This window comes from Microcystis sp. LEGE 08355 (assembly GCF_015207185.1).
GTDB lineage: Bacteria > Cyanobacteriota > Cyanobacteriia > Cyanobacteriales > Microcystaceae > Microcystis > Microcystis panniformis.
Map to the genome: position 1 here is coordinate 1 of NZ_JADEXI010000078.1, position 12,624 is coordinate 12,624.

The following is a 12,624-nucleotide window of genomic DNA, read 5'->3' on the forward strand; positions in this document are numbered from 1 at the left end:
GGTCGGAACCCCCTAAGCCGAGTTTTCAAGGTGCTGCGCCGTCCACTTGGTTTTCGAGACTGGCCTTTTAATTCTAACGTAAAGCCAACCTAGAACGGCGGGGTTTCAGACCCAAAATTTCCGATGACAACGCTTGTTTGGGGACTTCGAGAGAGATTACCCTCAAATAGCTCCCATTGTAGTCCAGTGGCTCCATATCCCTCAACCCTGGGTATTGAGTATTGACCGCACCAATTGGTCATTTGGTAGTCATCACTACAACATCCTCACAGTCGGCATTGTCTATGAAGGGGTAGCTATACCCCTTCTCTGGTGGATGCTCAAGAAGAAAAAAGGCAACTCAAACAGCGATGAACGGATGCGAACCGTTACTTTCTTGATCTCCGCAATTATTTTGCCCACTGCTGTTATTGTATGTCTTGAATCCGCAAAAGTCCCTATAATTTAGCCAATAACATTATTTTTCTTTTTCTTCAATTAATCCCGATTCAGTTTTTTTCAGTAAATCTGAGGCAAATCTTTCACTAAATCCCACTAAAAAAGCACAGGAAAAGATAAATAAATCCTGACGGGCTTTGTTGGTTATTAAACTAGAAGAATTTTGATCCTGGGTAATCATAAAATCAATTTTAATCAACGTATTTGAGCTAATTAAACTAAAGATAAAAATACCGAAAATTAGACCAATTAAGGGTCTAAACAAACCAATAAAAAGAGGAATGAGGGGGTCGTCATATTTTTTGTCTGTAAAGTCGATAATTCTGAGTAAAATACTCGCAACACTTCCCAACACTCCTGCTGTTGCCGCATAAACTAAACCATAAAATATATGCCGATTAGGATTTATCGTATCACTCGATGATTTTAACTGTTCTGAATAACTACTAGAAGGAATGGGGGCTGGGGAGTTTGCTTGAGGTAATGGTTTTGAAATAAGTGCCTCCTCTTGAGAGTGTTTCTGGTGTAAATTATCATCAAATATGTAAATTTCTTGAGCAGAAAATTTGAGGGCAATCATAGATAAAAAAGTTGTAATAGATAAACCTAAAAATATTTTGAATGGGACTGATCTTGTAGAATAGATAGAACTAAATCCATTCAAAATATGTCCCCATAAAAAATAGCGACTATTATTAATTTCCTTTTCTAGATTAATTCTGAATTCTCGAATAGCATCAACTCCGACTTTATTAGTTTTTGCCATGAGCAATATATATTTAATTTCCTCTAATAACAAAATCAATTTAGTTGGATCATTGTTAAAAATAAACCAACCAATTTTCCAGCTATTACTTTTTTTATAAATCAAATAATTCAGGTGATGAATCTGTTGAACTAAGTTAGCGATTTCTAGTTGTAATTCAGGCGAAATTATCGGCAAAACCTCTAATAAAACTTCCCTAATATCCGCATTTAAGGCGTTAACATCGTCATTTTTTTTTACTGGAGTGGAAGTTATCATATTTTTGGGGACTTTTTAGATTGATTAATAGAATGAAAAGGCTATCTCTCCAGCTTCCCCTTACTCATCGTCAACCCGTTGCAGGACTTTCTCTAGGATAGGGCGGGTTTTCTAGATTACTAAAATTATAACATCAAGTTCCCCTAGAAGGAGGAGGTTTTAAACCCAGTTTTTTGATAAAACGTTTGACCCTGGATAATTGTGATATATTCGTTACATTTCGTTACTTAAAATAAAATTATCTTTGGTTTGAGTTTTTAAATTTACCTCAAAATCCTCTACTCTTAAACAGCTATCTAATTGCTGCTGTAATATATTTGTATTAATTGCCTCCGTGCTAATTAATACCAATTGGGTAAAGGGTGGATTATTACCCCATTCTTCGCCTATTTCTAAGGTAATTCTCGGCCCCACTTGTTGCAAAATTACTCCTCTATTGGGATGTTCAACAGTAGATAAAATACCCTTGGCTCGCAATACAGTTACGGGTAATTTCCCTAATATTTTTCCTAGGGTTAATAACTGAAAAGGGCGAACACTTTCATAACTCCAAGTATGAAAGTTATCAGAGTGATTAGATTTTAATTGACTAGATACAGAACGAACGGGAAATGAGTCCCTAAATCCTAATAATAAATCTAGGGAAACATCCCCATAACTCCCTTTTAACAAACGCACCCAAGGTGCTATTTTTTGGATAATTTGACTAGCATTAATTTGTGCTTTTTCATCAATCAAATCAATTTTATTGAGAACCACAATATCAGCAGCCGAAATTTGATCAATTAGCAAATCTTGATAGTTAATTTTTCCAGATGGTTCACAAATTTGGGGTAGATAGGTCGCATCAACTAGGGTAATAATGCTTTCCAAGCGAATTATTCTACTTAAAACTGGACGCTTTAGGGTTTGTAACAGGGTATAAGGGTTAGCAATTCCACTGGCTTCAATTAAGATCTGATCTGGACGGAGAGATAGGATTTTGGGAAGGGAATTAACCAGATTATTTTGTAAACTACAACAAACACAACCTCCCTCAAGAGTGATTAGATCATCGTCTCTATTTTTAATTAACATCTGATCAATATTAAGACTGCCAAAATCATTGACCAGTATGCCGAAACGGCGATCACTTTTACCCTTAAGAATGCAGTTAAGTAAAGTAGTTTTACCCGCACCTAAAAAACCCGTCAGCAGTGTTACTGGTGTCTTCCAGAGATTTGATGACAAAACCATTATACTTGTCCTCCCGATGGTTGTTTATAGATGACTCCCCGTTTCATGACAAAATCAACTTTACCAGTAACATTAATATCCTCAAAAGGATTACCCGGCATAGCGATAATATCAGCAAATTTCCCCACCGCTAACGCACCAATATTCGGCTGCATTAATAATTCAGCCGCTACAGTAGTTGCTGCTTTTAAAGCGCGTAAAGGAGTAATACCATTTTGAACCATCGCTGGAAACTCTTTCCAGTTATCTATATGAGGAAAAGTTCCCGCATCAGTACCAAAAGCAATCTTAACGTTACTTTTAGCTAAATTATCAGCACAAGCAATCAGTTGAGAGGCATATTTTTGATATTTAGCGTGTTGCCAAGGAGAACGACTTTTCCAATATTCAGGATTATTGGCATTGCGAGCTTTTTCTAAAACAGTGTATTGAGTTGGTACCAGATAAACTCCTTTCTCTTCCATCAATTGCAAAGTCTCGGAACTGGCAAGATTACCATGTTCAATGGAACGTACCCCCGCATTAACAGCACGTTGAACCCCTTCCCCTCCATAAGCGTGAGGACAAGCAGAAATACCGAAATCTTTGGCGGTACTAACCAGAATATTCATCTCCTCTTGGGAATAGGTGGTTTGACTCGGATCATCCGTAGGAGAGCTAAAACCCCCTGTGGCACAGAATTTAATCCAATCTGCTCCTGAGCGAATTTCTTCCCGTACTATGCGGATAATTTCTGCTGTTCCGTCTGCTACTTCAAATTTTTCTGGTCTGAACTGAAAAGCAACTAAAGAGGTAAAATCACCATGTCCTCCTTGGGCTGAAATCAGGTGAGGTGCTACCAATAGATCTGGTCCAATAATCCAGCCATTGGCGATCGCTTTTTTGAGATCGACGGTAATAAATTCTGGATCGGGACAACCCACTTCCCTTACAGTAGTAAAACCGTTCATTAACAGTATTTTCAGGGGATTTAAGCTATAAAGGGTCATTAATGGCACTGTCACCATATAAGGATTTTCTGGAATTGTAGGATCCCCTTCACAGAAGGTGATATGAACATGACAATCAATGAAACCAGGGGTAACGGTGTGTCCTTTTAGTTCAATAATTTGAGCGTTGCTGTGATCAACTGTTGTAGCGATCGCAGTGATATTCCCATTTTCGACGCGAATTTCCGTGGCACCAAGGGGATTATCAGCCAAACCATCCCAATATTGATCGGTGACGATTACATAATTTGGGCTAGTGGAATTAGTACCAGTCATCGTTGTTTCTCCTGTTGTTAATTTTTTCAGCGTTTTGATTAGTTTGGAAGAGGCTTTTAAGCAAGTCTCGGAAAAAGACCTTCCTAATTGGTTCACACACTGTTGCTATTGTACCTCATCTATCTGAGAAAGGCTGTAGTAAAACTGGGGAACGAGATACATTATCAATCAATCTTTCAGATTCGCTGTAATGTCGGTCATCCAATTCGATTGTTCAATCGAGATACCATTGGGTTTAACCGTTTGAAAATTAATCTTACTCAGATCAATAGCAAAAGTATTGTTATTAAACTGGGTAAAGAAGTGATAAACCAAATTTTTGTGATCTCGCACAACCCCCCACTGAGTATAATCTAATTTGCCCCCATTGACTTCCACTACTGAGCCTTTGGGAGTAGCAAAGTTTTGTAAAATTCGCAGGGCCAAACCGATTGCTTGCTCCTGATTTTCTGGGGTATAGTTTTGCGTAGATTGCTGTAACATGGTCGCCTTAATAAAACGAGAAGGAGCCGTATAATCCCCAGGCATTCCCAAGCAACCACTGCCATTAATTTCCTGTCCCCACCAAACTTGGGCGTTATTCGTCAGGCTCAAATTGACATAATTACTTAAATTGTCTAAGTGATAGGGATAGGGGGGAGCATTGGTCATTACGCCATTAGCCGGTTCATAGGTCTGCATTTGCCCATTGGTAAACTCAATAACTAAATTAGCCCCAGTGTTGTCGCTCACAACATAATGTAACACAAAACGCACGGGAACACGCTCTTTAATGTTAATAACTGTGACATTTTGTAGGGCAGATTTTAAGTCCGCAACACTGGCAAAATTCCCTAAAATCCAATCTCCTAAACAAATATTATAAATGGTGGGATTTTTGGCTGATTCTGCGGTGGGATATTGACTATCGGCTAACCATAATAAACCGACGGACACACCCACTTCATTCAAACCATCGGTAATTTGTTTGACTCCTTCTGGGCCGCATTCCATCCCGACATAACCGTATTGATTAGTCCATTTAACGGGATTGGTGAGAGGTGTTAACACTAGCTCAGGAAAGGATTTACCACGGGGAATAACTTTGAGTTGGGTCATTAAATCCGCGGCGAAATCCATCGTGCGAGCGGTAATCCGGTAGGGGGTGTTAGCTCCCGTTGAATATAAAGCAAAATTCGTACACATAAGTGTTGATACCTTACCAAAGAAATTGTCAAAACGAAAAGTCAATTTCGATTTTGGATTGCTCATCCTGAAATACTCAAAGCCTGAAAATCCCGATCAGATTTTGGCTTGGGCTATTGTCTGTTGGGTTCCAGTTTCAGGAGAAGCCTTCCCCTAGAGATTATGACGATTAGTTAGCCTCATTAGGGACTAATACTTTTACCCAATCAGGTTGAATTAAGGGTAGTGATAAATTAGTTCCTGTTGGATTAAAACTTAACTGCAATGGAACACAATACCAATATACACATTTTCAACCGTTAAATCAATTATCCAAAGATTAAACTTAGCTTAAGATTAACCATTGAGGCACACCGCCGTCGTTATCAATATAGGTAATATCTTGGTCAATGCCAATGCCATTAACCGGTTCAGCAACGTAATATTGCACCATTTTATAACTGCGAACCGCCCCTGGGGGAACGGTACTTTCTGAGTGCCAATAATGTTGAAAAGGCAAATCATAAAGTTGCTGACTATTCAAAATTGAATTAGCCCCCACATATAACCCGGGTAAATAACCCGCTCCTGCGATAGCATTATACCAATTGGTGCAGTATTGAATTACCGCTTCGGCTGAAACTTCAGAACTAATTCCTTCCAAGTCTAACCAAACATTTACTTTCCCAGGAAAACCCACGCTAATAGCATTATTTGCCCCATTGTCCCCGTAGAATGCCCCCCTACTTTCTTGTTCCCAGGTAGAACCTGGGAACGAGATAACACGAGATAACTACGAACCTACTTTTACAAGAGGTCTAATGTCAGGATTTGGCCGTGCCACATAGTTAGCGAATCCGCTGTAATGGTTAGTCTTGATAGACATTCATAGTATGTAGCCAAATGGTATCTGTATCCGCCTTTTCTTGTGTACTACCTAACAGAATTTCAAAATAGGAACGACTATCATAGACATGACGAAGGATGTTACAACGTTCGCTGTCTTCAATCACTTCAAAATCCGCCGCTTTATTCGGTATTAAAGTAATCGACTGCATCCCATTATCAGCGGCAAAGCAGAGATGAATATCTAAAGGACTTCCCAACCAAGAGGGATCATCAAAACCAAAGACAGAAAATAATCTAGCATTGGCAACCACTAGAGGTATATTGTAGGGTTTAAACTCAAAAGGAATAGCTCCCATATCGGCTTCACCCCGTCTGTCTCCGACAAAATCGCAGGGAAAGTTATTAAAATTCCATAAAAAAGATCCATCCTCATCTTTGACGGTGATGGTATAGCTTTCTTTGCATCGGTATAAAACCATAAATTGATGACCTCCTTGAATATTTGATTAAGTTTTGTTGATTCAAGAGATTGTTAGGTTGGTTGAGGAAAGTTTGTTTTTTTTTCTCACACCAACCAACTGGTACTATAGCGTCCTATTCGCTTAATAACCCGTTTGGGCATCGATTGCCTCAGCATCAATACCTGCAACTGCCCAACCGACAGCAACGGGATCCTCTGTCACCACGCCAAAAACCAACGCGGCGGCGGAAACAAGATCACTGATCCAGGTATGCCCAACACCGCTAGTCACCTGATTTGGTACTAACATTCCATTCTCAGGAATATTTGATTCTGGATTATAAGCTGCCAAGGTACTTAGGAAAACACCACATGAACCAGTTGCACACATATAATTCAGATTGGCATCAGCAATGATCGCCCAAGGGGACCCTGAGATGGTTGCATCCTGTTGGGCGGCATTGCCTACCGTGTTACTACTGACATCAACAACCCAGATACTGCCCATAGAGGAATTAGAGGGGACGGGCGGAGCCGTGGCAATAAAGATTGCTCCCTTTGGATAATATCCCGGATCTGCATTACCGGCGTTTGGTGAGTAGGCCAAAGATAAAATGGCCTGGTCACTGGGTACTGTCCAAATAACAGAGTTCAAGGAGCCATAGTTCCCATAGTCCATATAGTTTAAACTGTATCCGGTTGACCAGTAAATGCCCTCTGGTCCTTTACAAATACCAGTTGCAATTGCAGTACCTTCAAATGCCCCGGTGGGACAACTGAAAAGGTGAGGAGTTGAAGATGGGTTCTGAGCATTGAACATAACCCACGTAGCTTCTTTCACACCGCCGAGTAACAGACAATCGTAATTAGTTAGCGTGTTCGCAGGGAAAAAGGTCAGAGATATGGGCGCTCCAGACGGTTCATAATCTCCATCTCCGTTATAAGATGTGTTTGAACCCACATAAGACAAGCTCGGCTTGCCGTCAGAAGACCAAGTGACTGAATACCAGTAGAGGTTGCCATTAGACGCTGCCACGTAAAGAAGGCTTTCGGGGAAATAATAGAAAAGTCTGGCAATTGGCGCATCGGGTTGTTTTTCCGAAGCGATCTGAGTCGTGACATTACTACTTGTGAAGTGGCTGCCTCCAGTAGCGGGATTAATGCTATTAAGCCAAATATTCTCGTCTTCAGATCCGTAAACAAAATAGTAAGGTGGTGAATAGTCAGTGTTGCTGTAATCAAGCAGAAACTCAATAGCAGTGGTACTGGCACCATTATTATCAAGATTACTCACCCCCCCTAAAGTATAACTTGGTGGGGTTGGATTCGGTGAAAATTGCCCAACCGAGATCCCACTTTGGTAAGCAGCGACGACAAAAGTATAGTTCTTATATTCACCAGCAGGAATAGTGATTGCCGAAATACATTGAGTGTAGGGAAAAGACATGATTATCTCCTTTTGAGTTGAAGTTAAAGAGAATTACTTGAGAGGTCAGAAGTAAATAATTTAATTATTTTCCCTTTCTTTCCCTCCCCATTTAGAGTCGTGCCGATTCCCACTGCCGACTGTATCAGAGATTTAGGATAACTAGGCTCAATTAGGGGCGATCGCCTATCTAATGGCAGTTACCATAGGGGTAAGTTATTTGCCCGTCGATACCCTTTTAAAATGTTTAAAGGGACTCCATTAATGAGAGCAGAAAAATTATTGACAGTGGTTTCTAGTTGACCTGTACTGGTATTGACGCGATTCCACCAATCAGTGGCAATAATGTTAGATTTGATGCCATTTAAACCAGCGAAAAAGCTAGAGAGTTCTTTAGGCACATTAGCTGGTACTCCATAAGCACCTTCATAATTATACTGAGCCATTAATGACCAGAGAAAATTATTAGGTTGGTTGATAGCGTCAATTTGTTGTTGTAAATAACTCTGCACGTCTGACCAAAGAGTTACACTTGTACCACACCAATATTGTTTAATAGAACTGCTCCAAAAGGGTGTATTTTGTGCTAACCAATCAGACATACTATCAGGAAATTCGAGAGAACCAACTACAACTCGGCCAGTAGTTTGCCAAAGGTCTTTTAAGGGTTGAGAAATACCAGAGGGCGGAATTAATTTATCCTGTCCAATAGTGTTGATAATCAGATTAGATAAATCTTGATAGGTTTGGCTTGTCCAATTTCCCTCAAAATCATGTAAGTCAAGAATAACAAATTCTTGGGGATTATCAGCTAAAAATTGCGTTACTTGATTGAGAAAATCTACTAAAGTCAGGGGGAGAGCAAAACTCCCGTGACACATAACAAATTGATTATCCCCTGAGCCACTACTAAGCATTAACCTGAGATCAAGGGCACGAATACCTTGACTAAGTTGCTGATTGATGTTTTGGTATTGAGTTTGTACCCACGTTTGGCTAATACTACCAGCGCAATAAGTTGAGGCATCGTGAGTGCCTGGCAGGGTTAACTCATTGAGACAAAGGTTTTGAATACAAGGGGCAAATAATTCCATCCAATTATTAGCCCAGTGTAATACGGAAGGACGTAACACACTTTGATCATCTGCTAATCCGCCACTGCCATAATTAGGGGTTGGATAGGAACTAATTGGGTTTTGGGTATTACTAGGGAAATAACCAAGGGCGATCGTTACTACTCCATCATGAATCCATCCTACAGCAGATGTATTAGTAGTATCTGGAGTAGGATAAACAAAAAGACCATTGGGAATATTTTGCCATTCAACTAAAACCCCATAACCTGCTTCTGAGGGGACAGGCGTTGATAGTCCGTGAACTCCACTCTTTTTAGCACTAATTGTAAAGTTAAAGTTACTTACCCCCTCAAGGGTATATTCAACATCACCCGCATCATCTATACTGTCATGACCTACTGTTTCTTTAAACTCAGCATAAAATTGAGTAAAGGAATTAGGACTAATCTGAGAAGATGGATCCCACTCCATCTGGTAACTGTGGGATTTTACTTGATTGATGTTATATGGCGTAGCGTTGACAATTTGTATGTGAAATCCAGCACCCATAATAATTTTCTCCTTGATGAAGATGAGTATTGTTGACTTTTTAAAGTCGTTAATTGAGTTACAGTTAAAGATAATTACTTGAGAGGTCAGAAGTGAATAATTTAAATATTAGCCCTTTCTGTTCCTCCCCATTTACAGTCGTGCCGATTCCCACTGCCGACTGTTTAGCGATAGAATAATTAGCTTAACTTAGTGGCAATATCATCTAAATCTTGCTCTGTTAGCGTGAGAGCATTAGCCACATTTTCCGTCAGCGGCCAGTCAATTTCCAGAAGATTGAAATAAGCTTGAATGTGCTGAAAATAGGCTTCTTGCAGAAATTGCTTCAGGGGAGTTGTTTGCGGTTGAGAAAAAACGCCACATTCACCTTTCATGGCAAAAGTGCTGGGATTTAAGGCGAGATAATTACAGTTTTTTACTTTTTGAATTTGACTATCAACTAATAGTGCAATTCTCGAAGATTTAGGAATATTACAAGATTGATACAGGGTAGGAATCTGCTGTAATTGCTGAATATTCCAAGCATGGGGAACAATATCCAAACTATTCCAGAGTCGGCTGCTTTGATTGAGACCTGGCTCCGTATTTCCGTAGTAATCAGAAAAGGTTTGATCCCCTGGGGTTGCTCCCGCAGAAAATTGGGTATTGACGGTGATTTGTTTACCGGTAGGGTTCCAGGTTGCTTGATTTTCGTACAGCCATAATGCCATTACCGGAGATAATGCACCACCTAAACTATGGCCGGTGGTAATGATTTCAATAGGTTGGTCAGATTGGCTGGGAATTTCCTGGGTCAAAAATTCTAACAGAGAACGGTTAGAGGAATCTTTCAGGTTTTGCAGAATAGTAATTCCGGTATTTGTTCCTTGGGAAATTTTTCCGCGTTCGGGGAATTGCGTTGACCAGGAAACCATGTTATGGGTAGCAGCATCCTCCTGTAACCAATCAAAAACTGATTTGGGATTCGTAGCGGCGATCGCAACTACATATTGAGGGTTATTGGTTTCGGCATTTTCTCCCTTTGCCACATACATAATATTATCCCAGTTCTGATTTTTAGGATCATGATAATAAATAACAGGACCCCAAAGAATTGTCCATTGACCAATTTTTGCTTGAACCGTAGGATTGGCTAAATCTGTAATAACTTTCTCGCTATTACTGATATTAGCGAACATAGAAAGACAGAAAAGCGTTTGTTGTTGATCGTAAGTAGGCATTGAAATTTTCTCCCTCCGATTGTGAATTGATTAGGCGTATCTTAGACAAATCCAGGTAATTGAGTCGCCAGAAAATTGTTAATGGTTTGGTCACAAAACAAATTTCACAAAAAAGGGATGACCGCTCTTTTTTACTTGATTAAGTTGACCCCAACTTACCCCATCATTAGAGGTGTAAAAATTAGCACCAGAACAGCTATTGGCGGAAAATGTAGGACAAGCATTGCTAAACAGGAAAAACTTTGATCGCTTTTTCGTAGTAAGCTTGACGATCAGCTAGTCCGTTAAGACCACCATTGACTCGTCGGGTGATTTCTTCCACCGTTGCACCGCGATCACAAAGAGCATTCATGTTATTGTTATGCCACCAAAAACCGCCACTGGTAAAAGGATAGGTGGTACTAACATAGTCAACTCCATCCATCACTTTCGGATCATGAATATAATTCGCAAAAGCTTGATAGTTACTGCGTCCCGTTAGTTGAATAACGCCTGCTCCCTTATATTTGGGACCATCTCCCGGATAAATATTTCCCAGGTCTTTCCGTCCGTTATACTCCTCACCGCTACCGAGTTCTTTCATCCATTTCAAGCCGCCACTTTCATGGGCAGTTTGGCTTAAAAAATGACACATTCGGGGGTGAGTGTTAATTTCAAAGCGATTTAAGCAAGAATTGAGGTCTGCTAATTGTCCATCGCTAATGACATTACCATAGATAGATTCGGCTTGAGCTTTGGAGATTAAATTATTACCCCCCGGTAATTCTTTAAGTTCTAGTAAAAATTTTGCCGAAGATGCTCCCAAGGTATCCAATTCGCCTTCTTTGATTTTTTGTTTGAATTGTTCAAAGGCTTGTTTTGTTTGGGGTCCATAAATGCCATCAACACCATGAGCAGGAAGTAATCCGAAAACTTGCAAACGGGTCTGAACTTCTCGGCAAAGTTCCGAGTCTCCAGCTAAGGAATCAATGGGTTTAACGAGGTTTTGTTGAATGATGTCTTCTAATTTCATGGTATTTATTTCCCGGTTCAGATTTTCCGATGGTGATCGCTGAGTTAATCAAGACTAAAAAACTAAGATAGTTGAGCATCCATTGTATCTAAATCCTGATCAGATAGGGTTAGAGTATCAGATAAATTGTTAGTCAGTGACCCCTCAATATTGGGGAACAATGTCTAAACTATTCTATAATTGGCTGGAAAGATTGAGTCCTGGCTCTGTCGTTTCATAGTAATTAGCCAAGTCTTGATCGCCAAGGGTTGCACCAGCAGAAAATTGCGTATAAACCTCGACTTGTTTGCCTTTTGGATTCCAGCTTGTCTGATTCTCATAATTAGATAGAGGATTGTCGGGAGGAGCAACTTTATGAGATGCTTAAGTTCTGCAGCTAAAAGTTATGCCTATGTCAGCCCCCCCATCCTCAACCATTTGAGTAACTAAGTCAATGGATTAAGCCCAGAAACGTTGAATTTCGTCATAAAAATTTACATTCAAGAGCATACTAAATCTATACTTTAGACAGTCATAATCTGAGATTTATTAAACTTATGAAATCGGAGAGTGAGATCGGTCAAAATCATCCCCAATCTGGTAATTATGCCCCCCTAGATAGCCATCTTTGGGCCGATGCCACCTATCCCCTCGGAGCGCATTATCGGGGCGATAGCGTCACCTTTGCCGTCTATTCTAAAAATGCCAGTCAGATTCTTCTGGAAATCTACGATCGCCCGACGGGAGAAAACGCTAAGTATGATTACTGGTTGACAAAAAACCCAAATGATGATATATGGCGGGCAAAAATCGCCAGTATTCCCCACGGCAGTTACTATGCTTTTCGCTGTTGGGGTTCCAATTGGCAATTTGATCAAAAATGGCAAAGAGGTCACAGTAACGCCGGTTTTCAGGCAGATGTGGAC

Annotated in this window: 10 protein-coding genes and 2 pseudogenes; 2 read left to right on the plus strand and 10 right to left on the minus strand. The window is 40.2% G+C overall.

Features of this window, described 5'->3' with window-relative positions; genetic code table 11:
- Nucleotides 1-127: 127 nt before the first annotated feature.
- A pseudogene (locus tag IQ242_RS25870) lies at nucleotides 128-382 on the plus strand (IS4 family transposase); the annotation flags it as partial.
- A gap of 75 nt (nucleotides 383-457) precedes the next feature.
- Here the strand turns inward: IQ242_RS25870 and IQ242_RS06090 are convergent.
- The 10 genes from IQ242_RS06090 to IQ242_RS06135 form a co-directional block, all read right to left on the minus strand.
- Nucleotides 458-1,462, minus strand: a complete 1,005-nt coding sequence (locus IQ242_RS06090) for a hypothetical protein (RefSeq protein ID WP_052277379.1) — start codon at nucleotides 1,460-1,462, stop codon at nucleotides 458-460.
- A 213-nt stretch (nucleotides 1,463-1,675) separates the two neighbouring features.
- Complete coding sequence (locus IQ242_RS06095) at nucleotides 1,676-2,698, minus strand: GTP-binding protein (protein WP_193959365.1); 1,023 nt, start codon at nucleotides 2,696-2,698, stop codon at nucleotides 1,676-1,678.
- A complete protein-coding gene (locus tag IQ242_RS06100; RefSeq protein ID WP_061430150.1) occupies nucleotides 2,698-3,963 on the minus strand; it encodes an amidohydrolase family protein in 1,266 nt (421 codons plus the stop codon). The genes IQ242_RS06095 and IQ242_RS06100 overlap by 1 nt, the downstream gene beginning before the upstream one ends.
- 168 nt (nucleotides 3,964-4,131) lie before the next feature.
- The gene (locus IQ242_RS06105; RefSeq protein ID WP_061430149.1) at nucleotides 4,132-5,148 is read right to left on the minus strand and encodes a linear amide C-N hydrolase; all 1,017 of its coding nucleotides are present in this window, start codon (nucleotides 5,146-5,148) and stop codon (nucleotides 4,132-4,134) included.
- Nucleotides 5,149-5,473: 325 nt separating this feature from the next.
- The gene (locus IQ242_RS06110) at nucleotides 5,474-5,908 is read right to left on the minus strand and encodes a glycoside hydrolase domain-containing protein (protein WP_223211111.1); all 435 of its coding nucleotides are present in this window, start codon (nucleotides 5,906-5,908) and stop codon (nucleotides 5,474-5,476) included.
- Between the two features lie 88 nt (nucleotides 5,909-5,996).
- Entirely contained in the window at nucleotides 5,997-6,455 is a 459-nt protein-coding gene (locus IQ242_RS06115; RefSeq protein WP_193959366.1) for a hypothetical protein, read from the minus strand.
- A 123-nt stretch (nucleotides 6,456-6,578) separates the two neighbouring features.
- Entirely contained in the window at nucleotides 6,579-7,883 is a 1,305-nt protein-coding gene (locus IQ242_RS06120) for a hypothetical protein (RefSeq protein WP_193959367.1), read from the minus strand.
- A 179-nt stretch (nucleotides 7,884-8,062) separates the two neighbouring features.
- The gene (locus tag IQ242_RS06125) at nucleotides 8,063-9,487 is read right to left on the minus strand and encodes a phosphatidylinositol-specific phospholipase C domain-containing protein (RefSeq protein ID WP_002739270.1); all 1,425 of its coding nucleotides are present in this window, start codon (nucleotides 9,485-9,487) and stop codon (nucleotides 8,063-8,065) included.
- 179 nt (nucleotides 9,488-9,666) lie between these two features.
- Nucleotides 9,667-10,707 carry a lipase gene (locus IQ242_RS06130; RefSeq protein ID WP_002738386.1) on the minus strand — a complete coding sequence of 347 codons (1,041 nt, stop codon included), beginning with the start codon at nucleotides 10,705-10,707 and terminating at the stop codon, nucleotides 9,667-9,669.
- Nucleotides 10,708-10,933: 226 nt separating this feature from the next.
- Complete coding sequence (locus IQ242_RS06135) at nucleotides 10,934-11,719, minus strand: hypothetical protein (protein ID WP_002738520.1); 786 nt, start codon at nucleotides 11,717-11,719, stop codon at nucleotides 10,934-10,936.
- A gap of 536 nt (nucleotides 11,720-12,255) precedes the next feature.
- On the opposite strand from IQ242_RS06135, the pseudogene IQ242_RS06140 reads away from it, so the two are divergent.
- Nucleotides 12,256-12,624 (plus strand): annotated as a pseudogene (locus IQ242_RS06140) (glycogen-debranching protein); the annotation flags it as partial.